Below are 21,069 nucleotides of genomic sequence, written 5' to 3'. Positions count from 1 at the left end.
CTTAGGGCTTGCTGCTAGGTGTTGAGGTGGACGCGGCAGGAGGTGTGCTGCCTGAGCGAACCGCCAAGCCCTCGCGCAAGGCACCAGCTGTGCCGCGCAAAACCACGCTGTTAGTGGGCACGCCGCTGACTTCTACCCACACGGTGTTGTCGGTTTGACCCTGCAACTGGCCGCGAATACCGGTTTTCACGACGTGGTGTAGCACCTTGTTGTTCTCGATAGTCTGCACAAAAGCTTGGGGTTTGTCGGTGCGCACGGCGTCAAGGGGAATGGCCACGACTTGACGCTGACCCAGAGCGAGTTGGCCTTGGCCGTACAAGCCTTGGCGAAGACCGCTCACGCTGTCTAAGCGCAAATACACCAACACACTTCGACTGCCAGCTTGCACATTGGGGTTGATGCGTTGCACTTTGGCGGTAACGGCTTGCTCGCGGCCTTCAAGTTGCAGCGTAGCTTGCTGACCCACACGCACATCGATGGAGTCGGCGGGGCTCATGGTAGCTTCAAGTTCCAAGCTGTTGAGGTCGACCACTTCAAGCAGACGCACATCAACAGACACACGCTCACCCGGTTGCGCCAAACGCGCTGACACCTGCCCAGAAATGGGCGAGGTGAGCACCGCGTCATCCAATACTTTGCGAGCCACATCTGCACCTGACAAAGCAGCTTTGTAAGTGGCTTCAGCGCCCGACAAGTTGGAGAAAGAAGTTTCCAGTGCGGTCACTGAAATAAAGCCTTTGTCAACCAGCGATCTGTTGTTGTCGTACTGTCGCTTGGCAATATCGACTTGCGCTTTGGCCGCATCCGCTTGTTGCTCGGCTTGCCGCAGTTTGCGTTGGTACTCAGTGGGGTCAATGCGTGCCACCACTTGACCGGCTTTGACATAGTCGCCTTCGCGCAAGCTCAGTTGGGTGATTTCGCCTGCCACCCGCGACTTGATGACCACGGTGTTGACGGCTTTGAGGTTGCCAGAGATAGGCAGTTTTTGAACCAAGCGTTGCTCTGTGGCGACCAAGGTGTCGCTGGCCGCAATATCAAATCCCTGAACTGCAACAGGCGCGACGGACGCAGGCGCTGCGGTTTTGCTGGCGTCTTCCTTGGGGGCAGCAGAGCGCATATACCAAGCGCCGCCGCCCACCATGGCCACAGACAAGAGCACCACGCCACCCCAGCCTTTGATTTTGAAATTCATCTGCGCTTGCTCCGGTAAAAGGGTCTACTCAACATTGGCGCCAACCCTGCACCATCAGGTGCACATGGTTGCGCAAGAATTCCTCAGGATTAAGTGAGTTGTGTGAGGCATTGCAGGCCAAGGAATGTTTCCACATGTTCACGTACAAGATGGCGCTGACCAAGCTGTGAACCGCCAAATCGGTGTTGAAAACGACAAACTCGCCGCGTTCAATGCCTCGTTGCAAGATACGTTTGAACAACTCGTGACCAGGGCTAATCACCTCTTGGTCGTAAAACGCAACGACCTCAGGAAAATTGTGTGCCTCACTCATGACCAACTTGGTGATGCCACTGGCGTCTGTTGAGCCAATGCGCTGCCACCAAGACGCCATGGCGTATTCCAGCATGTCTGGTGTAGAACCCTCAAATTCTTCAAACTCTTGGTTCCAAGCGGGGAAGTGGTCGGCTAAATTGGCGCGGATCACGGCCTTAAAAAGATCTTCTTTGCTGGAAAAATAAAGAAACAAGGTTCCCTTGGATACCCCAGCGCTGGCCGCCACATCTTCAACTTTGGTGGCAGAAAAACCTTTGTTCACAAACAGGCTCAGTGCGGCGTCGAGCAACTCGCCGGGGCGCGCTTGTTTGCGACGTTCACGTTTGTGAGCGCTGGGCGCATCGCTGGAAAAAGAGGTGGTTTGCATATTAATGACTGACTGGTTAGTAATGTAACCGACCTAGCCATTCATGTAAAACCAAGTTCGAGAGTTGAAGTCCTCCTGCCGAGGGCAGGTAATCGGTATCCCAGCGCATGGGTGGCTGTATGTAGCCCATGGGAGCGGTAAGAACTTCAAAGCCTGCAGCCTCAAACTGCATGACACTGCGCTGCATGTGCCAGTCATGGGTAACCAATGCAATGCGCTTAATCCCCTTGGCCGACATAACGGCATAAGAACGCAAAGCGTTTTCTCGGGTGTCACGCGACTCGTCATCAGCCAAGAAGAAGCTCAGCCCAAAGTCGCGCTGCAATACATAGGCAGCCACTTGCGCCTCGGTCACGGTTTGAGCTGCGGGTGCGCTCCAGCCCTTGCCTCCGCTGTATACCAGTGGCAAGTCGTGAACGGTTTTCAAATAACGGCCATAAACCAAGCGTTGGTAGGTCTCAGCGCTGATGATCGGCTGACCATATTGAGGGGCATGCAAATTCACGCCCCCGCCGAGCACCACGATAGCTTGAGCTTGCTTTAGCGCTTGGGTTGAGAGTGGCGGGTAACTGCGCAGCAAAAGTTGACTCAAACCGTAAGCAGTGGCGTTGCAACTGAGCACCCAAAGCAGCACAGCACCAAGCGCGCACAAGGCGCGGCCCCAGCGCTTAGACACCCCAATCAATGCCACACCCGCCACTATCAGCAGCAAAAGGCTGGCAGGGGGCAAAAGCAGTGCAGAAATCAGGGGTTTGAAAGGGCCAATCCAACTCAGCATAAACACAGGGCTAGGAGAAAGACCTGAGTTTCCCACAGGAGACAGGAGTGGCTAAGATCGCTGTCATGGCAAATGCAAGCATCACTTTAGGGGGCGGCTGTTTCTGGTGCACAGAGGCGGTTTTTGTGCGTGTTCGTGGAGTGTTGGATGTCGAGTCTGGCTACAGCAATGGCTTGGGATCTGCGCGGCCAACCTATGAACAAGTCTGTACCGGGCGCACCGGTTTCAATGAAGTGGTGCGTTTGCAGTACGACGACAGCGTCATCACTTTGCGCGACATCTTGGACATTTTTTTCGAGATCCACGACCCCACCAGCTTGAACCGCCAAGGCAATGATGTGGGCACCCAGTACCGCAGTGGTATTTATGTCTCCAATGATGCAGACCACATGGCGGCTTTGCAGTTCATCTCTGAGGTGACCAGCTTGGGCGAATTTGACAGCCCCATCGTCACCGAGGTCATGCCTCTACAACATTACTGGCCCGCAGAGGACTACCACCAAGACTATTTCCAGCACAACCCCCACCAAGGCTATTGCACCTTTGTGGTGGCCCCCAAGGTGAAAAAACTGCAGCAACACTTTGCACAGTGGGTCAAAGCCTAGAAGAGCTTATGGGGCCAGCCGTTCTTTGGCCCATTCGCCATCTTGCAGTTGGTAGACCAAGCGGTCGTGCAAACGAGCCACGCCGCCTTGCCAAAACTCCCATCGGTCGGGGGTGAGCCTATACCCACCCCAGTGTGGCGGTCTCGGTGGCTTCATGCCAAATTTCGCCATGTAGCTGGCTGCTTGGGTGACCAGTTGGGTGCGTGAGGCAATGACTTGGCTTTGCGGACTGGCCCAAGCGCCTATGCGTGAATCCAAGGGGCGACTGTGAAAATAAGCGTCACTTTCTTGAGCGCTGACTTTGCTCACTCGCCCCTCGATGCGAACCACCCGCTCGAGCTCTACCCAGTGAAATTGCAGACTGGCATAGGGGTTGCCTGCCAGCTCTTTGCCTTTGCGGCTGTCGTAATTGGTGTACCACACCAAGCCTTGTTCGTCATAGCCCTTGATCAGCACCACGCGGGTGCTGGGACGCATATCGCTGCCCACGGTGGCCAAGGTCATGGCGTTGGGCTCAGGCACCTCAGCTTGCAGCGCTTCATGCAGCCATTGCTCGAACTGTCGCATCGGATGGTTTTGCGCGTTGTCTTCCAACAGCTCTGCGCTTTGGTAGCTTTTGCGCATATCGGCCAGCGAAATTTTGGTCATCAACAACACCTCTAGAAATTGGTGTCTATCTTATTCCTTGACCGCGCCTGTCATGCCAGAAACATAGTGATCAACAAAGAAGGAGTACAACACCGCCACGGGGAACGAACCCAACAACGCCCCCGCCATGAGCGAACCCCAGTGGTAAACGTCACCTTCGACCAGTTCTGTGATGACACCCACTGGCACGGTTTTCACCTCTGAAGAAGAGATAAAAGTGAGGGCGTAAATGAACTCGTTCCACGATAAGGTGAAGGCAAAAATACCAGCAGAAATGAGCCCCGGCACTGACAGGGGAAGAATGATCTTCCACAAAATTTCAAAGCGGGTGGCGCCATCAATCAAAGCGCACTCTTCCAGTTCGAAGGGAATAGAGCGGAAGTAGCCCATCAGCAACCAAGTGCAAAACGGAATGAGAAACGTGGGGTAGGTGAGAATCAGCGCCCAACGGGTGTCAAACAAGCCCAACTTGAACACAATGGTGGCCAAGGGAATGAACAAAATAGAGGGGGGCACCAAATAGGCGAGAAAAATACCCAAACCCACTTGCCGTGACCCTTTGAAGCGCAGCCGCTCAATGGCGTAGGCTGCCAATACCGCACACGCCAGCGACACCACGGTGGAGATGACCGAAATGAACACCGTGTTCCACAGCCACTCGGGGTAGGCGGTTTTGAACAGCAGTTTGTGGAAATGTTCCAAGGTGGGCTTGATGACCCAAAACGGGTTGCCGTCACGTGACAACAATTCGTTGTTAGGCTTCACCGAGGTGATGACCATCCAGTAAAACGGGAACAGCAGCACAAAGACAAAAATGCCCAAAGGCGCGTACACCGTCATCCAACGGGTGCGAGCCGTGTCCAAATAGCCCATGCCTTGGGCGTCGTCGTCAGTTGGATCGCTCATGCGTCACTGCCCCCTTGTTGCCAGGCGCGTCGCTGCAACCCGAAGTAACTGAACAAAATCGCGGCCAGCAAAAACGGCACCATGGAGATGGCAATCGCTGCACCCTCCCCCAAAGCACCGCCTGAGATGGCACGTTGAAAAGACAGGGTGGCCATCAAATGCGTGGCGTTGAGTGGCCCACCGCGTGTGATGACGTAAATCAGCTGAAAGTCGGTGAAGGTGAAGAGCACAGAGAACGTCATCACCACCGCGATCATGGGGGTGAGCAAGGGCAGGGTGATGTGACGAAAACGCTGCCAAGCGGTGGCGCCGTCGATGGCCGCAGCCTCATAGAGCGAGGGCGAAATGGTTTGCAAACCGGCCAGCAAGGTGATAGCTACAAAGGGCACACCACGCCACACATTGGCCGCCAGCACCGAGAAACGTGCATTCCAAGGGTCACCTAAAAAGTCGATGTAGTTGTCAATCCAACCCGCTTTGACCAGCACCCAACTGATGATGGAAAACTGCGCGTCGTACAGCCACCAAAAAGCAATGGCCGACAAAGCGGTGGGCACAATGTAGGGCAGCAAAATGACCGAGCGAAAAAAGGTTTTGAAGGGCAGTCGCTCGTTGAGCAAAATCGCCAACCACAAGCCCAAAAAGAACTTCAACACGCTGGCCACAAAAGTGTAGAACAAGGTGTTGAACAAGGCCAAGCGGGTGACCGCGTCGTCCCATAAAAACTCGTAGTTCTCTAAGCCAACGAACATGCCTTCACGGCCCACCTTGGTGTCGGTAAAGCCCAGCCAAATGCCCAAGCCCAGCGGGTAGGTAAGAAAGACGACCAGCAACAAGGTGGCGGGCAGCATAAAGAGCAGGCCCAGCCCGTTGCGGCTGTTTTGCAGGCGACTAAACATCAGCTTTTGTAATAGCGTTCAGCGCGTTTTTGGGCGCGTTGGGCTGCTTCCACAGGGGTCTTGGAGCCCGAGGCCGCTTCAGCCACCATATTGCAAACAATGAAGTCGGCCATGGCACCTGCCGAGGCATAGCCCAGTTGACCTGCATAGCCCGCAGGGCGCATGTTTTTCACCGAATCGCGGTAGGGCGTGTGCTTGGGGTCCACCGTCCAAATGGGGTTTTTGCCATAGGCGGCCAAGGGATGGGACACATAGCCACCCGCACCTTGTAACCAAGCGCCGTACTGCTCTTCTTCCATCATGAAGCGCAAAAATTCTTTGGCTGCGTTGGGGTACTTGGTGTACTTGAAGATCATTTGGTTGAAAAACAGGTGGTACTCGGTGGGAATGCCCACGGGCCCCACAGGGAAGGGGGCGTGTTGTATGTCAGCAGCCAGTGCTTTGACCGTGGGGTTATCCGAGTTTTTGGCTGCGTAGTAGATGGAAATACCGTTGTTGGTGACGCTGAGTTGGCCATCCAAAAAGGCTTTGTTGTTGTTGGGGTCTAGCCATGACAAGGTGCCAGGAATGAAGGTAGCGTATAGCTCTTTGGCGAACTCCAAAGCCATGATGGTTTGCGGGCTGTTGATCACCACTTTGTTGTTTTTGTCGACGATAGAGCCGCCAAAAGCCCAGATCAACCAGTGCGTCCAACCGCTGTCGCCGGTGGCGTTGCCCAGCGCCATGCCCCCAGGTGTTCCCTTGGCCTTGAGGGCTTGGAACATTTTCAAAAAACCATCGGTGTCTTTGGGAAAGCTGGTGATGCCCGCCGCTTTGAGATGGCTTTGGCGGTAGACCATGATGGCGCCGCTGGCACCCAGTGGCACGCCAATCCATTTTTTGCCATCAGGCTTGAGATAGGTTTCGCAAGCGGGATACCACCCCCCGTATTTTTTGCCCAAGTAGTCGCACACGTCGGAGACATCGAGCAGTTTGTCGGGGTAGAGGTTGGCGTCGTCATTGGTCGACAAAATGATGTCTGGGCCAGCACCCGTGTTTGCCGCCACCGCCGCCTTGGGGCGCACATCTTCCCAGCCCTCGTTGTCCACCCGCACCTCAATGCCGGTTTTTTCGGTGAACTTTTTGACATTGGCCAAGTAAGTGTCGATGTCGCCTTGCACAAAGCGGCTCCAGCGCAGCACCCGCAGCTTGGCGTCTTTCTCGGGGACGTTGGTCCATTGCGCACGAGCGGGGGTACTCAGGAGCATGGGCGCAGCAGCCACGGCGCCGGTCGCCACGCTGGTGGATTGGATGAATTGGCGGCGGGTGGTTGCGTTCATGAAGCCTCCTGGGGCAAAAGGGCAAACAACATCAAGCGGCCATCAAGGTTTTGCCGCTGGCGGCATCAAACAAATGGGCGCATGCAGCATCGGGTTGCAAACGGATGGTGCTGCCAGGCGTGAAGGTATGGCGCTCGCGAAACACCGACGTCACTTCCACGCCCGCAATTTTGGTGAACACTTGGGTATCGGCGCCTGTGGGTTCGACCACCACCACCTCGGTGGCCAAGCCATCGCTGCCGCTGGCAATGTGCAAATGCTCAGGTCGTATGCCGTAGATCACCGTTTGGCCTTCGCTGGCACCCGCCTTCAAGGGCATGGGCAGCAGCTTGCCATCAGACAAGGCCACTTGGCTACCGCGCACTGTGCCGGGCAAAAAATTCATGGACGGCGAGCCAATGAAGCCCGCCACAAACTGGTTGGCGGGGTGGTCGTAAAGCTGCAAAGGGCTGCCGATTTGCTCGACCACGCCGTCTCGCATGACAACGATTTTGTCGGCCATGGTCATGGCCTCGATTTGGTCGTGGGTGACGTAAATGGAAGTTGTTTTCAGGCGTTGGTGCAGCTCTTTGATTTCAGTACGCATGGAGACTCGCAGCTTGGCGTCGAGGTTGGAGAGCGGTTCGTCAAACAAAAAAACCTGTGGGTCTCGCACAATGGCCCGACCCATGGCGACGCGCTGTCGCTGCCCGCCCGAGAGTTGGCGCGGATAACGGTCCAAGAGCGCATGTAAGCCCAAAATACCTGCTGCCACATCGACCCGCTCGGCAATGACTTGCGCCGATTGTTTGGCCAGCAACAAAGAAAAAGCCATGTTGTCCCGCACCGTCATATGGGGGTATAGAGCGTAGTTTTGGAACACCATGGCGATGTCACGCTCTTTGGGTGGCATGTCGTTGACACGCTTGTCACCAATGTAAATATCGCCACCCGAGATTTCCTCGAGACCTGCGATCATGCGAAGCAATGTGGATTTGCCGCAGCCTGAGGGGCCTACCAGCACGCAAAATTCGCCATCGGCGATGTCCACGCTGACACCTTGGATGATATGGGTGCGGCCAAAGTACTTGTGTACTTGCCCGATAGTGACGCTGGCCATGGAAAACTCCGCAAGAGGGGGTGCGCACTGGGCGCAATATTGCTGCAAAGCTTACCCCTCGATGGGTAAGCGTCCATCAGGGCTAACCCGTTGACAAAGCGCGTATCCTGAACAGTTTTGGCGGTTATGCTTTGGCTCTTTCATTTGTAACCGAGACACACCATGAAGCTGTTAATTACCGGAGGCGCCGGATTTTTGGGGGCCCGCTTGGCTCGTACCCTGTTGGCCAACGGCACACTTGCTGGCCAAAAACTCACCCAAGTCGTTTTGGCTGATCAATTCCCAGCCCCCGCCGATTTGGCGGCCGACCCGCGTGTACAGGTACTGACCGGCCCTTTGCTAGACCAATGCGCTGGATTTGCCAAGGCCCAATTTGATGGCGTGTTTCATTTGGCTTCAGCCGTTTCAGGCGAATGCGAAGCCGATTTTGATTTGGGTATGCGCTCAAACTTGGACAGTACACGAGCCTTGCTTGACGCTTTGCGCTTGGCTGGAAACAAACCACGTTTGCTGTTTAGCAGCTCGGTAGCGGTGTACGGCCCAGACCCAGCACACCCCTTGCCTGATGTGGTCACCGACGACACCTTCACCACGCCGCAAACCTCGTATGGCGCACAAAAGCTGATGTGTGAATACATGGTGGCTGATTACAGCCGCAAAGGTTTCATCGATGGTCGCAGTGCCCGCCTGATGACGGTCAGTGTGCGCCCTGGCAAGCCCAACGGCGCGGCGTCTTCTTTCTTTAGCGGCATTTTGCGCGAACCCTTGGCTGGAGAGGAATCCATTTGCCCCGTGGACGCCAGTGTGTCGCACCCTGTGTCGTCCCCCGGCGTGACGGTGCGCAGCTTGATCGCGATTTTCGAGGCCAGCGCCGAGGACTTCCAAGGCCGCAGTGCCATGAATTTGCCGGCCCTCAACGTGACAGTGCAGCAAATGCTCGATGCTTTGGAAGCGGTAGCCGGTCCTGCGGTAAGAGCCCGCGTGAAGTTTCAGCGCGATGAGCGCGTTGCCGGCATCGTGGCCAATTGGCCCAAAGGCGCCAAAGCCTTACGCGCTCCGCGCTTGGGCTTGCAACCCGACGCCAATTTTCAAGACGTTATTCGCCAGTACATCGATGACTGCAAGGCGGCGGGCTTGGAGAGCACCGCGCTCAAAGGGTTGTAATGCTTCAAGTGATTGTGGTGAAGTCATCACATGGCTGCGCCATATGAGCCTTCCCCCATTCATTCACCTGCGGCGAATGAATGAAGGTGAAGCCCCGACATTGCTACGCCATATGAGCCTTCCCCCAATCACTGAAAACAAAGTTTTCAGTGATTGTCTTTAGGCACAAACGAGCCGCGCTTGCCGCGTAAAAAGTCCAAGTCGGCACCTTCATCGGCTTGCGTCACATGGTCGATGTAGAGCTTCCAGTAACCTGAATCCAGCGCCGGTGCTGGTGCTTTCCAGACGGCGCGTCGCTTGGCCAGTTCCTCATCGCTGACCAGCAATTGAATTCTGCGTTCAGGCACATTCAACTCGATCATGTCGCCGTTGTGCACCAGCGCTAACGTGCCGCCGGCCGCGGCCTCGGGCACAGCATGCAACACAACCGTGCCGTAGGCGGTGCCACTCATGCGGGCGTCGCTGATGCGCACCATGTCGGTGATGCCTTTTCTGAGCACCTTGGGCGGCAAGGGCATATTGCCCACCTCGGCCATGCCAGGGTAGCCCTTGGGGCCACAGTTTTTCAGCACCAGCACGCAGGTTTCGTCCACGTCCAAGTTTTCGTCGTCGATGCGGGCGTGGAAGTCGTCGATGTTTTCAAACACCACGGCACGGCCGGTATGCACCATTAATTCGGGTGAAGCCGCGCTGGGCTTGATGACCGCGCCGCGCTCGGCCAAGTTGCCGCGCAAGATGGCAATGCCCGCCTTGTCCTTGAAAGGTTTGTCAAACGGTTTGATGACGCGCTCGTCGTAGTTCACCGCATCCGCCATGTTGTCTGCCACGCTGTGGCCGCTGGTGGTGACGATGCTGGTGTGCAGCAGGTGGGCAATTTCTTTCATCACCACCTGCAAGCCGCCGGCATAGCAAAAATCTTCCATCAGGTGCTCGCCCGAGGGTTGCAAATTCAGCAAGCAGGGCAACTCTGAGGCCAAGTGGTCGAAGTCGTCTACGCTCAAAGGCACGCCCAAGCGACCTGCGATAGCAATCAGGTGGACCACTGCATTGGTGGAACCGCCAATCGCCGCCAATGTTTTGATGGCGTTCTCAAACGCTTCACGGGTCAGGATAGAGGAGAGTTTTTGGTCGGTGTGCACCATCTCAACGATGCGACGACCTGCATTGCGGGCCAACACATTGCGCCTGCCATCTACGGCGGGGTAGGCGGCGTTGCCAGGTAACCCCACGCCCAGGGCCTCGACCATACAGGCCATGGTGGACGCTGTGCCCATGGTCATGCAGTGGCCATGGCTTCGGTGCATACAGCTCTCGGCTTCGAAGAAATCGGCCAGTTTCAAGGTGCCGGCTCGCACTTGTTCGCTCATGCTCCACATGCCTGTGCCTGAACCCAGCTCTTGGCCACGCCATTTGCCGTTGAGCATGGGGCCGCCGCTCACACCAATGGTGGGCAGGTCGACGCTGGCCGCGCCCATGATGAGGGAGGGGGTGGTTTTGTCGCAACCCATGAGCAGCACCACGCCATCAATGGGGTTGCCGCGAATGCTTTCCTCCACGTCCATGCTGGCCAAATTGCGGTACAGCATGGCGGTGGGGCGAAGCAAGGTCTCGCCCAAGGACATCACGGGGAATTCGAGAGGGAAGCCGCCAGCCTCGTAAACCCCGATCTTGACCTGCTCGGCCAGCGTGCGGAAATGCGAGTTGCAGGGCGTGAGTTCGCTAAAGGTGTTGCAAATGCCGATGACAGGGCGGCCATCAAACTGGTCGTGCGGAACGCCCTTGCCTTTGACCCAGCTGCGGTAGGCAAAGCCGTCGCGGTCTTGGCGACCAAACCACTGTTGCGAGCGAAGTTCTGAGGGTTTTTTCTTGGGTGGGGATTGGGTCATTTTGAGGTAAGGCCTGAAATAGATGAAAGACTGTGCCTATACTACCTCCGCCAAAGCCCCACTCTGAGCAGTGTTTATACGGGGATAGGTCACAAGGAGCGCACCATGATGGATATTTTGCGGGTCACCAACCTGCCCACCTACCTGATGTCGGATTTGCAGCAAACCTATACCGTGCATGACCGCGACCACATTACCGACCCCAGTGCTTTGAACCGAATTCGCGCCATGGTGGGCGGCGGCGACGCAGTCATCGACAAAAAACTGATGTCTTTGTTTCCGGCCTTGGAATTTATTTCTATTTGCGGTGTGGGCTACGACGGCGTGGATGTCATTGGCGCTATGGAGCGAGGCATCAAGGTGAGCCACACGCCAGGGGTGCTCAACGACGACGTGGCCGATTTGGCGCTGGGCTTGATGCTCGCGATTGCGCGACGCATTCCGCAAGCTGATAAGTTTGTTCGTAACAGCGATTGGGTGGAAGGCCCCTTTCCTTTGCAAACCAAAATGAGTGGTGCGCGATTGGGTTTGGTGGGTATCGGCCGCATTGGTCAGGCCATTGCCAAGCGTGCAGCGGCATTTGACATGTCTATCGCCTATTACGCCCGTCACGCAGTGCCCACTTTGCCCTTTACCTATTTCCCTTCAGCCAAAGAGTTGGCCGCGAATGTGGATTATTTGGTGGCCATCACCCCAGGTGGTCCCACGACCCGCAACCTGATCAACGCCGAGGTGTTGCAGGCCTTGGGCAACAAGGGCTACCTTATCAATGTCGCGCGGGGTTCAGTGGTAGACCAAACCGCGCTCATTGAGGCCTTGCAAAAGAAAGTGATTGGCGGTGCAGCCTTGGATGTGTATGCCGACGAGCCGCGTGTGCCTGCCGAATTGCGTAATTTGCAAAACGTGGTGCTGACACCGCACGTGGCCAGCGCCACGGTACAAACCCGCCAAGCCATGGCCGCCTTGGCATTGGCGAACTTAAACGCGCACTTTGAAGGGCAGGCTATTCCCGCCTTGGTCCCTGAGTGGGCAAACAGGGTTTAAAACCCTGAAGGTGGTTTAACGACCGAAACCGCCGCCGCTTTTCTTGCCAGCGTAACCACCGCCACCACCACCGGGTCGGCCACCGCCGCCGCCGCCGCCGCCCGTGCGGCGTTTGCCACCGCCACCACCACGGTTGTTGCGGCTGAGCAAATCGACCGAGGTCATGGTGGGGTCGGGTTGACGGCCTGCGCCGCCACCAGACTTATGGCCAAAGGCATTGACTCCGCTTTGGGTACCCAAATGGGCATTGGCGCGGGGTTGGAAATCGTCTTCTTGGTGATGAGCAGGAGGTTGATGCTCGAAGTCATCACGCGGCATCCCTTCAGGGGCAGGGTTACGCGGGCCGCGCTCAGGGCGGTCACGACGAGGGCCTTGCGAGCGGGGTGCGCCGTTGTGCGCTGAGCCTGCGCCATGCGAGGGCTGGCCAGGGTTAGGGTTGCGGGGAGGGCGTTCTGCGCGAGTTGATGGGGACGCAGCAGCACGCTGGCCTTGACCTTGTCCCTGTCCTCGGCCACCACCGCCACCCGCAGGTTTTTTCTCGCGGATGCGTTCCATCATTTCTTGGCGAGCAGCACGAGCGGCCGCAGCCATCACGTCACGGCTTGGCGGTTTGCCCAAGCCACCCCACAAGGTTTGGCGGCCCATGGCGATGGGCTCGGCACGTTCGTCGGGTGCAGGACCAAAGCCCTCGACCTTTTCAACCTCAATATTCTGGCGTGTGAATTTTTCAATTTCTTGCATAAAGCCTTCCTCGTCCAAGGACACCAAACTGACCGCTTCTCCGCTGGCACCCGCGCGGCCAGTGCGGCCAATGCGGTGCACATAGTCTTCGCTGATATTGGGGATTTCATAGTTCACCACGTGCGGCAAGTCATCGATGTCGATGCCGCGCGCTGCGATGTCTGTCGCCACCAGCACTCTGATGTCGCCGCTTTTAAAACCAGCGAGCGCTTGGGTACGGGCGGTTTGGCTTTTGTTGCCGTGCAACGCCATGGCGGTAATGCCTTGTTTGTTTAAAAAATCGGCCACATTGTTGGCGCCAAACTTGGTGCGGCAAAACACCAGCACTTGGCTCCACTGCTTGGTGTCAATGATGTGCGCGAGCAGCGCTTTCTTTTGCTGGCGCCCCACGGGGTGAATCACCTGCTTGATGAGTTGCACCGTGGTGTTTTCGGGCGTGACTTGAATGCTTTGCGGCTTGTGCAGCAACTGGGCCGCTAAATCGCGGATCTCTTGGCTGAAAGTGGCTGAGAACAGCAGGCTTTGTTTTTCTTTGGGCACCAAGGCCAGCACTTTTTTCACGTCATGGATGAAACCCATGTCCAGCATTCGGTCGGCTTCGTCGAGTACCAACATTTGCACGGTGGAGAGGTCCAGAAAACCTTGTTGCTGTAAATCGAGCAGTCGCCCAGGTGTGGCCACCAAAATATCAACGCCTTTTTTCAAGACCTTGATTTGAGCCGCCATCCCAACGCCGCCAAAGATGACAGCGGATTGCAGTTGCAGGTGCTTACCATAGGTGCGCACCGACTCTTCCACCTGCGCGGCGAGTTCTCGGGTGGGTGTGAGCACCAAAGCGCGGATGCCAAACACCCCAAAGCGGTTGGTGGCGCTGCGACTCATGCTGAGTTTATGCAGCATGGGCAGGGTGAAGGCGGCGGTTTTGCCCGTGCCGGTTTGTGCGCCTGCCAACAAATCTTGTCCTGCGAGAACCGCGGGAATGGCTTGCGCTTGGATGGGGGTGGGGGTGTCGTAGCCTTGCTCGCGCACAGCTTTCAAAATGGCCGGAGCCAAATTCAGTTCATCAAAGTTCATAAAGGAGCGCGCGGTTGGGCGACGCTTTGGGTTTCGGCCTGTTCTGCCAAAAAAAGGCAGCCAGCTAGAGACCGAGGAAACACATTTGGGCAGGTAGATAACAAACGCAGGGTTTGGGTTCCAGCCCCAGCAGAAGCGCTGATGTTGAAGCAACTGGTGGCGTCAACTGAAAAGCATTGTCGCATGGATTTGACGAATTTCCTTTTCAGGCTCAGATGCCTCCTGCCAAGCTTTCCCAGCTTGGTTGGATAATGGGAAGTTGAACATTGCCACATCGTGTGGCGCAGAGCCCAGAGAGTCCATTCCATGTCCCAATACGTTTTCACCATGAACCGCGTCGGCAAAATCGTGCCGCCCAAACGCCATATTCTGAAAGACATTTCCCTTAGCTTCTTTCCTGGCGCCAAGATTGGCGTGCTGGGCTTGAACGGTTCGGGCAAATCCACACTGCTGAAAATCATGGCCGGCATCGACAAGGAAATCGAGGGTGAAGCGTTTCCCATGGCGGGTTTGAAAATTGGTTATTTGCCCCAAGAGCCCAAGTTGCGCCCCGAGCAAACCGTGCGTGAAGCGGTGGAGGGTGGCATGGAAGAGGTGTTGCAAGCTCAAAAACGCCTTGAAGAGGTGTACGCTGCTTACGCTGAAGAAAACGCCGACTTTGATGCGCTTGCAGCCGAGCAAGGTCAACTTGAAGCCATCATCGCCGCTGCTGGCAGCGACAATAGCGAGCACCAACTTGAAATCGCCGCCGACGCACTACGCTTGCCGCCATGGGACGCAGTCATCGAACATTTGTCGGGTGGTGAAAAACGCCGTGTGGCCTTGTGCCAATTGTTACTTTCGCGCCCCGATATGTTGTTGCTTGACGAACCCACCAACCACCTGGACGCCGAGTCTGTCGATTGGCTGGAGCAGTTTCTTGCCCGCTTTTCTGGCACCGTGGTGGCCATCACCCATGACCGCTACTTTTTAGACAACGCTGCCGAATGGATTTTGGAACTCGACCGTGGCCACGGCATCCCCTACAAAGGCAACTACACCACTTGGTTGGAGCAAAAGCAAGACCGCTTAGAGAAAGAGCAAAAGGGCGAAGAAGCCCGTGCAAAGGCCTTGAAAAAGGAACTGGATTGGGTACGTCAAAACCCCAAAGGCCGACAAGCCAAAAGCAAGGCGCGTATTGCCCGCTTTGAAGAACTGTCCGACTTCGAATACCAAAAGCGCAACGAGACACAGGAAATTTTCATTCCCGTAGCCGAGCGTTTGGGCCATGAAGTCATCGAGTTCACCAATGTCAGCAAGTCCTTTGGCGACCGCATGCTGATTGACAACCTCAGCTTCAAAGTGCCAGCAGGTGCGATTGTGGGCATCATCGGCCCCAACGGTGCGGGTAAATCCACGCTGTTTCGCATGATTGCGGGCAAAGACAAGCCCGACAGTGGCGAAATCAAACTCGGTCAAACCGTGAAGATGGCTTTTGTTGATCAAAACCGCGACGACCTCGCCAACGAAAAAACCGTCTGGGAAGATGTGTCGGGTGGCTTGGACATCCTGACCGTGGGCAAGTTCGAGATGGCCAGCCGTGCTTATTGCGGTCGGTTCAACTTCAACGGCGGCGACCAGCAAAAGCGTGTCGGAACCCTGTCCGGTGGTGAGCGCGGTCGTTTGCATTTGGCCAAAACCTTGATTGCTGGCGGCAATGTCTTGATGCTGGACGAACCCTCCAATGACTTGGACGTGGAAACTTTGCGGGCCTTGGAAGACGCTCTACTCGAGTTCGCTGGCAGCATCATGGTCATCAGCCATGACCGCTGGTTCTTGGACCGTATTGCGACCCATATCTTGGCCTGCGAGGGCGATTCACACTGGACCTTCTTTGATGGCAACTACCAAGAGTACGAGTCGGACAAGAAGAAGCGATTGGGTGAGGAAGGCGCAAAACCCAAGCGTGTGCGCTATAAAGCGCTCAAATAATTCCCAAAAAACCACATAAAAGTAATAAATAGTTAAAGATACGACAAAACTCACGGTAAAATGCTAAAAAAGTGGTAATTCATACCGCATTCATTACCGTGGAGTATTCATGAGTCATAAAGCCATACCTGACACCAGCGACGAGTACTGTGGCACCAGTTACGCCGCTAAATTGCTCAACCTGTCGGTGGGCACTGTGCAAACCTTGGTGGAAAAAAACGAACTCGAGGCTTGGAAAACCCAAGGCGGTCACCGCCGTATTTCCATTCAGTCGATTCGTGACTACCAAAACCGCGCTAGCCTCTCGCCCAACGCCAATTACCAAGACGTCAAGCGACTGAAAGTCATGGTCGTCGAGGACGACGAACTCACCCGCACCATGTTTCAAATGCATTTTGACCAATGGGACTTGTCACTCGACACCACCATTACCGCGTCGGCCATTGAAGCCTTGCTCGATATTTCAGTGCTCAAACCGCAGGTGCTGTTGACCGATTTGCGAATGCCTGGCATTGACGGCGTTGAAATGTTGCGCCAGTTGCACACCCATCCCTTGTTTGCCCAAATGTCGGTCATCGTCATCACGGGTTTGTCTGACGAAGAAATTGCCACCTACGGCGAACTGCCCGCAGGCTCCCATGTGCTTCGTAAACCCATCGACATGGGTTGGTTGAGAGGCTATTTCCAAGCCATGTTCAGCCTGCGTCAAGGCGGCAGACGTCGCATCCCAACCCCCCAAACTGCCTAAGAACGCTTCTCAACCAAGGGGCATTCCTCTTGCGCCTCTTGGGTGGCGGGGTTAGGCTTTAGGGTCATGAAACCTCATTACAAGCATTGGCCTGCTCGCGTTCCCCACCACATCACGCCACCTGCCACCACCCTCTGGGATAACTTGGCGTTCAGCGCCCAGCGCTTTCCCCGTAAAACTGCGCTGCATTTTTTGGGCAGCGCCCTCAGCTACCAACAACTGACCCACCAAGCCGAGCGCATCGCCGCTTGGTTGCACGACAAAGGCATTCAAAAAGGCGACCGTGTCTTGCTGGACATGCAAAACTGCCCCCAATTGGTGGCGGCGCATTTCGGCATTTTGCGAGCCAATGCGGTGGTGGTGCCTGTCAACCCCATGAACCGCGCCAAAGAGTTGGAGCACTACATTACCGATGCCCAAGCCCGCATTGCCATCACCACGGCCGATGTGGCTGGCGATATGGCAGCGGCCAGCGACGCTTTGCCCAAAGGCGAGGGTTTGCAGCATTTGCTAGTGACGCATTACAGCGATGCGTTTGACCCCGCGCTTCAGGCCCAAGAAGCTTGGCCTGCGGCTTGGCAAGCATGGCTGACGCAACGCACAGAACTGCCCGTTTTCAAAGGCGGACAGTCGCTCGATTGGACGCAGATGCTAGGCAACACTTTGTCGCTGCCGCCATTAACCGTCACGCCTTCTGACTTGGCCATATTGCCCTACACCAGCGGCACCACAGGCTTGCCCAAGGGCTGTATGCACCCGCACAGCAGCGTCATGCACAACGCTGTCTGTGGTGCGATTTGGAACAACGGCTCGCATGAAAATATTGGCCTGTGCGTGGTGCCCATGTTTCACATCACGGGTTTGGTCACGGTTATGCACTGCGGCATGTATTTGGGTGCCACCGTGGTGCTCATGCCGCGCTGGGACCGCGACTATGCGGGGGCCCTTATTTCGCGTTACCGCGTTACCCACTGGACCAACATACCCACCATGGTCATCGATTTATTGGGCAGCCCAAAGTTTGACCAATACGACCTGTCCAGTTTGGTGGCCATTGGTGGCGGCGGTGCAGCCATGCCCCAAGCGGTGGCGCAACGCCTGTGGGAGTTGTACGGCTTGCGCTATATCGAAGGCTACGGCTTGACCGAAACTGCCGCACCCTCGCACGGCAACCCGCCCGATTCACCCAAACAGCAGTGTTTAGGCATCCCCATCATCGGTGTCGATGCGCGGGTCATCAACCCCGAGACTTTGCAAGAAGTCGCCACTGGCGAGCAAGGTGAAATCATCATGCGCGGCCCGCAAATTTTCAACGGCTATTGGCGTCGTCCCGACGCCACCGAGCAAGCGTTCATGCAACTCGATGGCGAGCGTTTTTTTCGCTCGGGCGACTTAGGCCATGTGGACGAGCAGGGCTATTTTTTCATTACCGATCGTTTGAAGCGCATGATCAATGCCTCGGGCTTCAAAGTCTGGCCAGCCGAGGTGGAGGCGCTGATGTTTCGCCACCCCGCCATCCAAGAGGCTTGCATCATTGCCTCGCGGGATGCCTACCGAGGCGAGACGGTCAAAGCGGTGGTGGTGCTGCGAGAGAGCCACCGCACACAGGTCAGCGAGGAAGACATCTTGGCTTGGTGCCGCGACAACATGGCGGTGTACAAAGCGCCACGTTTGGTGGCGTTTGTCGACGCTTTGCCCAAGAGCGGCAGCGGCAAAGTGATGTGGCGATCCTTGCAAGAAGCTGAGATGAGCGCATCTTGAAACTCTCTGTGCTCGACCAGTCGGTGGTGTCTGCAGGCCGTCCCCAAGAAGAGGCTATTCGCAACACTGTGGCTTTGGCCACGCATTGCGAGGCTTGGGGCTATGACCGCTTTTGGGTGAGTGAGCACCATAGCTTGCCCAGCATTGCGGGCACTGCACCCGAGGTGTTGTTGGCCGCCATCGCCATGCGCACCCAACGTATTCGCTTGGGCAGTGCGGGCATCATGCTGCCGCATTACTCGGCCTTCAAAGTGGCCGAGCAATTTCGGGTGCTCGACGCCTTGGCACCAGGGCGTATCGATTTGGGGCTGGGTCGAGCCCCCGGCAGCGATGGGCGCACCTCGCAACTGCTCAACCCCGACCGCTACGCCGCCGAACGCTTCCCTCAGCAAGTCATGGAACTCCAAGCTTGGGTGACGGGGCAGACCATGCCCGTAGGTCACCCTGCGCATGGGGTGTGGGCCATGCCGGTCAGCCCTACATCGCCTAGCTTGTGGATTCTGGGCAGCTCTAACTACGGGGCACAACTCGCCGCGCATTTGGGCCTGCCTTATGCGTTTGCATATTTTTTCAGCGATGGTGTGGGCGTGGAACAGGCCTTGGAGATGTACCGCAGCCAGTTTCGACCCAGCCCGTATTTGGACAAGCCGCAGGTCACCATTTGTGTGTCTGCGCTGGCGGCCGACACCGAAGAAGAGGCTTGGTACCAATTCCAAAGCCGCGCTCGCTGGCGCATGGATCGCAACCGTGGGCGCGTAGGCCCCTTGCTCTCGCCAGAGGACGCGGTGAAAGATGTCAGCGCCCAAGAGTTAGCCGAGATGATGGTCATGCGCGAAACCGCGCTGGTAGGCAACCCCACTCAGGCGGCAGATAAACTTCGCGATCTTGCCAAGCAACTGGAACTTGACGAGTTGGTGGTGTGTTCATGGACCCACGACCCTGAGGTTCAGTTGCGGTCTTTTGAGTTGTTGGCGAAAGCCATGGGGCTTGCCCCCCATTTTTTGGAGTAACCGATGTTTGAAACCACCATTGCCGGCAGCTTGCCCAAACCCGAATGGCTGGCTGAGCCCGAAAAGCTGTGGCCACAATGGAAGCAAGCCGGTGCCTCTTTGCAGCAAGCCAAAGCTGACGCCACGCTGCTGTGGATTAAGGCGCAAGAAGATGCGGGCTTGGACATCATCGGCGACGGCGAGCAAGCAAGGCAGCACTTTGTGCATGGTTTTTTAGAGCAGGTCCAAGGCATTGACTTTGAGAACAAGGTCAAGATGGGCATACGCAACAACCGCTACGACGCCATGGTGCCGCAAGTCGTGGCCCAACTGCGCTTGAAGGGGCGTGTCCACGCCATGGAAGCGCAACTGCTGCGGGCCCACACGAAAAAGAAAACCAAATTCACCTTGCCTGGCCCCATGACGATTGTGGACACCGTGGCTGACAGGTTTTACGGTGAGGGCAAGGAAGGTCGCATCCAAATGGCCATGGCGTTTGCCGAGTTGCTCAACCAAGAGGCGCTGGCGCTGCAAGCCGATGGCATCGACATCATCCAGTTTGACGAACCCGCTTTCAATGTTTACATGGAAGACGCAGCTGACTGGGGTGTCAAAGCGCTAGAGCGTGCGGTGCAGGGTCTGACCTGTACCACCGCCGTGCATATTTGCTATGGCTATGGCATTCAAGCCAATGTGGACTGGAAAAACACCTTGGGCCATGAGTGGCGGCAATATGAAAAGGTGTTTCCCGCGCTGGCCAAGAGCAGCATCAAGCAAGTCAGCCTAGAGTGCTTTCACTCGCATGTGCCCATGGATTTAATCTCTTTGCTCAAAGGCAAAGACGTGATGGTGGGCGTGATCGATGTGGCGTCCGATGTGATCGAAACCCCCGAAGAAGTGGCCGACACCATCGGCAAAGCTTTGCAGTTTGTCAGCAAAGAGCATTTATTTCCCTGCACCAACTGCGGCTTGGCACCCATGGGCCGTGACGTGGCGTGGAAAAAGCTGCAGGCCTTGGCCAAAGGCGCGGAGCTGGCGAGGCAGAGGCTTTAAGCGCTTACTGCACCTCAGGCACACCGCATTCGCCAGCAGTCACGCCTTCGGGTAGCTGCTGAGGTTTGTGCACAATGCCGGTCAGCGGGTCATACTGCACTTCTTTTAAATACATGGCCAGCACCGCGTCCATGCTCTTGGCGTGGTTGTCAAACCAGATGGCAAGTTCGCGGGTCAGTTGGCGCACCATGGAGAGGTTGTTGTCGACCTGACCACGGCGCAGCGCTTCACGCATGACCTTCAAAATCATGTCGTGTTCATCGCTGTGGCAGCCGCCTGGGCCAAAGGCGCTGTCTTTCATCCACTGGTCTTCACCGCCGAAATGGCTTTCAGTGTGGGCGATCAGGTCGGTGAAACTTTGCAGTAAGTTGGCATCTTCAGCCAGCTCCGTTGCGGCGAGCATGTCGACAAACTCGCGGTGCGTTTCGTCCATTTTGTCCATGTTCAGCACCAAGTCATCGGACCAGGTGAGGGTGGGTTGGCGCTCTTGGGTGGTGGTATCGGTCATGG

General features: G+C 56.4%; 19 protein-coding genes. 8 read left to right on the top strand and 11 right to left on the bottom strand.

The window, feature by feature from the left end; genetic code table 11:
• Position 1 precedes the first annotated feature (1 nt).
• From AC9UEO_RS08705 to AC9UEO_RS08695, 3 genes are read right to left on the bottom strand one after another with little or no spacing between them, the layout of a single operon-like run.
• Complete coding sequence (locus tag AC9UEO_RS08705) at positions 2-1,192, bottom strand: efflux RND transporter periplasmic adaptor subunit (protein WP_509532211.1); 1,191 nt, start codon at positions 1,190-1,192, stop codon at positions 2-4.
• 28 nt (positions 1,193-1,220) lie between these two features.
• Positions 1,221-1,874: a TetR/AcrR family transcriptional regulator gene (locus AC9UEO_RS08700; RefSeq protein ID WP_509532209.1), complete on the bottom strand. Its 654-nt coding sequence runs from the start codon at positions 1,872-1,874 to the stop codon at positions 1,221-1,223.
• A 16-nt stretch (positions 1,875-1,890) separates the two neighbouring features.
• Positions 1,891-2,652, bottom strand: coding sequence for a YdcF family protein (locus tag AC9UEO_RS08695; protein WP_509532207.1), 762 nt, complete (start codon positions 2,650-2,652; stop codon positions 1,891-1,893).
• A 65-nt stretch (positions 2,653-2,717) separates the two neighbouring features.
• Here AC9UEO_RS08695 and msrA point away from each other — a divergent pair, with 65 nt between their 5' ends.
• Complete coding sequence (msrA, locus tag AC9UEO_RS08690; protein WP_509532229.1) at positions 2,718-3,257, top strand: peptide-methionine (S)-S-oxide reductase MsrA; 540 nt, start codon at positions 2,718-2,720, stop codon at positions 3,255-3,257.
• 6 nt (positions 3,258-3,263) lie between these two features.
• Here the strand turns inward: msrA and pdxH are convergent, their stop codons facing one another.
• Genes pdxH through AC9UEO_RS08665 form a run of 5 tightly spaced genes read right to left on the bottom strand, consistent with a single transcriptional unit; the run spans position 3,264 to position 8,128 of the window.
• Positions 3,264-3,905: a pyridoxamine 5'-phosphate oxidase gene (gene pdxH / locus AC9UEO_RS08685; RefSeq protein ID WP_509532205.1), complete on the bottom strand. Its 642-nt coding sequence runs from the start codon at positions 3,903-3,905 to the stop codon at positions 3,264-3,266.
• Between the two features lie 30 nt (positions 3,906-3,935).
• A complete protein-coding gene (locus AC9UEO_RS08680) occupies positions 3,936-4,811 on the bottom strand; it encodes a carbohydrate ABC transporter permease (protein WP_509532203.1) in 876 nt (291 codons plus the stop codon).
• Entirely contained in the window at positions 4,808-5,710 is a 903-nt protein-coding gene (locus tag AC9UEO_RS08675; protein ID WP_509532201.1) for a carbohydrate ABC transporter permease, read from the bottom strand. Before AC9UEO_RS08675 ends, AC9UEO_RS08680 begins: the two co-directional genes overlap by 4 nt.
• Positions 5,710-7,029, bottom strand: a complete 1,320-nt coding sequence (locus AC9UEO_RS08670; protein ID WP_509532199.1) for an ABC transporter substrate-binding protein — start codon at positions 7,027-7,029, stop codon at positions 5,710-5,712. The genes AC9UEO_RS08675 and AC9UEO_RS08670 overlap by 1 nt, the downstream gene beginning before the upstream one ends.
• 31 nt (positions 7,030-7,060) lie before the next feature.
• Positions 7,061-8,128 carry an ABC transporter ATP-binding protein gene (locus AC9UEO_RS08665; RefSeq protein ID WP_509532197.1) on the bottom strand — a complete coding sequence of 356 codons (1,068 nt, stop codon included), beginning with the start codon at positions 8,126-8,128 and terminating at the stop codon, positions 7,061-7,063.
• Between the two features lie 162 nt (positions 8,129-8,290).
• On the opposite strand from AC9UEO_RS08665, the gene denD reads away from it, so the two are divergent.
• Positions 8,291-9,292 carry a D-erythronate dehydrogenase gene (gene denD, locus AC9UEO_RS08660; RefSeq protein ID WP_509532196.1) on the top strand — a complete coding sequence of 334 codons (1,002 nt, stop codon included), beginning with the start codon at positions 8,291-8,293 and terminating at the stop codon, positions 9,290-9,292.
• A gap of 146 nt (positions 9,293-9,438) precedes the next feature.
• Here the strand turns inward: denD and AC9UEO_RS08655 are convergent, their stop codons facing one another.
• Positions 9,439-11,178, bottom strand: a complete 1,740-nt coding sequence (locus AC9UEO_RS08655; RefSeq protein ID WP_509532195.1) for an IlvD/Edd family dehydratase — start codon at positions 11,176-11,178, stop codon at positions 9,439-9,441.
• A gap of 105 nt (positions 11,179-11,283) precedes the next feature.
• Here AC9UEO_RS08655 and AC9UEO_RS08650 point away from each other — a divergent pair, with 105 nt between their 5' ends.
• Positions 11,284-12,222, top strand: a complete 939-nt coding sequence (locus tag AC9UEO_RS08650) for a 2-hydroxyacid dehydrogenase (RefSeq protein WP_509532193.1) — start codon at positions 11,284-11,286, stop codon at positions 12,220-12,222.
• Positions 12,223-12,237: 15 nt separating this feature from the next.
• On the opposite strand, the gene AC9UEO_RS08645 is transcribed toward AC9UEO_RS08650, so the two are convergent.
• Complete coding sequence (locus AC9UEO_RS08645) at positions 12,238-14,037, bottom strand: DEAD/DEAH box helicase (protein WP_509532191.1); 1,800 nt, start codon at positions 14,035-14,037, stop codon at positions 12,238-12,240.
• 306 nt (positions 14,038-14,343) lie between these two features.
• Here AC9UEO_RS08645 and ettA point away from each other — a divergent pair, with 306 nt between their 5' ends.
• The 5 genes from ettA to AC9UEO_RS08620 all read left to right on the top strand — a co-directional run bounded on the left by ettA (position 14,344) and on the right by AC9UEO_RS08620 (position 20,559).
• Positions 14,344-16,008: an energy-dependent translational throttle protein EttA gene (gene ettA, locus AC9UEO_RS08640; protein WP_509532189.1), complete on the top strand. Its 1,665-nt coding sequence runs from the start codon at positions 14,344-14,346 to the stop codon at positions 16,006-16,008.
• A gap of 109 nt (positions 16,009-16,117) precedes the next feature.
• A complete protein-coding gene (locus AC9UEO_RS08635; RefSeq protein ID WP_509532187.1) occupies positions 16,118-16,756 on the top strand; it encodes a response regulator in 639 nt (212 codons plus the stop codon).
• A 66-nt stretch (positions 16,757-16,822) separates the two neighbouring features.
• A complete protein-coding gene (locus tag AC9UEO_RS08630) occupies positions 16,823-18,517 on the top strand; it encodes a long-chain fatty acid--CoA ligase (RefSeq protein ID WP_509532185.1) in 1,695 nt (564 codons plus the stop codon).
• Positions 18,514-19,527, top strand: coding sequence for an LLM class flavin-dependent oxidoreductase (locus tag AC9UEO_RS08625; RefSeq protein WP_509532183.1), 1,014 nt, complete (start codon positions 18,514-18,516; stop codon positions 19,525-19,527). Before AC9UEO_RS08630 ends, AC9UEO_RS08625 begins: the two co-directional genes overlap by 4 nt.
• Before the next feature lie 3 nt (positions 19,528-19,530).
• The gene (locus tag AC9UEO_RS08620; protein ID WP_509532181.1) at positions 19,531-20,559 is read left to right on the top strand and encodes a methionine synthase; all 1,029 of its coding nucleotides are present in this window, start codon (positions 19,531-19,533) and stop codon (positions 20,557-20,559) included.
• Between the two features lie 4 nt (positions 20,560-20,563).
• On the opposite strand, the gene AC9UEO_RS08615 is transcribed toward AC9UEO_RS08620, so the two are convergent.
• Positions 20,564-21,067 (bottom strand): hemerythrin domain-containing protein, encoded by a 504-nt coding sequence (locus tag AC9UEO_RS08615; RefSeq protein ID WP_509532179.1) that lies wholly within the window; start codon positions 21,065-21,067, stop codon positions 20,564-20,566.
• Between the last annotated feature and the right edge of the window lie 2 nt (positions 21,068-21,069).

The organism is Limnohabitans sp., assembly GCF_040401495.1.
GTDB lineage: Bacteria > Pseudomonadota > Gammaproteobacteria > Burkholderiales > Burkholderiaceae_C > Limnohabitans.
Note: the sequence above shows the minus strand (reverse complement) of the source record. Positions and strands in the feature narration are given on the sequence as shown.

Bases quoted from the DNA above. Each gene is read 5' to 3' on its own strand.
- AC9UEO_RS08705 (WP_509532211.1), bottom strand. From the start codon at position 1,192: ATGAATTTCAAAATCAAAGGCTGGGGTGGCGTGGTGCTCTTGTCTGTG.
- AC9UEO_RS08700 (WP_509532209.1), bottom strand. From the start codon at position 1,874: ATGCAAACCACCTCTTTTTCCAGCGATGCGCCCAGCGCTCACAAACGT.
- AC9UEO_RS08695 (WP_509532207.1), bottom strand. From the start codon at position 2,652: ATGCTGAGTTGGATTGGCCCTTTCAAACCCCTGATTTCTGCACTGCTT.
- msrA (WP_509532229.1), top strand. From the start codon at position 2,718: ATGGCAAATGCAAGCATCACTTTAGGGGGCGGCTGTTTCTGGTGCACA.
- pdxH (WP_509532205.1), bottom strand. From the start codon at position 3,905: ATGACCAAAATTTCGCTGGCCGATATGCGCAAAAGCTACCAAAGCGCA.
- AC9UEO_RS08680 (WP_509532203.1), bottom strand. From the start codon at position 4,811: ATGAGCGATCCAACTGACGACGACGCCCAAGGCATGGGCTATTTGGAC.
- AC9UEO_RS08675 (WP_509532201.1), bottom strand. From the start codon at position 5,710: ATGTTTAGTCGCCTGCAAAACAGCCGCAACGGGCTGGGCCTGCTCTTT.
- AC9UEO_RS08670 (WP_509532199.1), bottom strand. From the start codon at position 7,029: ATGAACGCAACCACCCGCCGCCAATTCATCCAATCCACCAGCGTGGCG.
- AC9UEO_RS08665 (WP_509532197.1), bottom strand. From the start codon at position 8,128: ATGGCCAGCGTCACTATCGGGCAAGTACACAAGTACTTTGGCCGCACC.
- denD (WP_509532196.1), top strand. From the start codon at position 8,291: ATGAAGCTGTTAATTACCGGAGGCGCCGGATTTTTGGGGGCCCGCTTG.
- AC9UEO_RS08655 (WP_509532195.1), bottom strand. From the start codon at position 11,178: ATGACCCAATCCCCACCCAAGAAAAAACCCTCAGAACTTCGCTCGCAA.
- AC9UEO_RS08650 (WP_509532193.1), top strand. From the start codon at position 11,284: ATGATGGATATTTTGCGGGTCACCAACCTGCCCACCTACCTGATGTCG.
- AC9UEO_RS08645 (WP_509532191.1), bottom strand. From the start codon at position 14,037: ATGAACTTTGATGAACTGAATTTGGCTCCGGCCATTTTGAAAGCTGTG.
- ettA (WP_509532189.1), top strand. From the start codon at position 14,344: ATGTCCCAATACGTTTTCACCATGAACCGCGTCGGCAAAATCGTGCCG.
- AC9UEO_RS08635 (WP_509532187.1), top strand. From the start codon at position 16,118: ATGAGTCATAAAGCCATACCTGACACCAGCGACGAGTACTGTGGCACC.
- AC9UEO_RS08630 (WP_509532185.1), top strand. From the start codon at position 16,823: ATGAAACCTCATTACAAGCATTGGCCTGCTCGCGTTCCCCACCACATC.
- AC9UEO_RS08620 (WP_509532181.1), top strand. From the start codon at position 19,531: ATGTTTGAAACCACCATTGCCGGCAGCTTGCCCAAACCCGAATGGCTG.
- AC9UEO_RS08615 (WP_509532179.1), bottom strand. From the start codon at position 21,067: ATGACCGATACCACCACCCAAGAGCGCCAACCCACCCTCACCTGGTCC.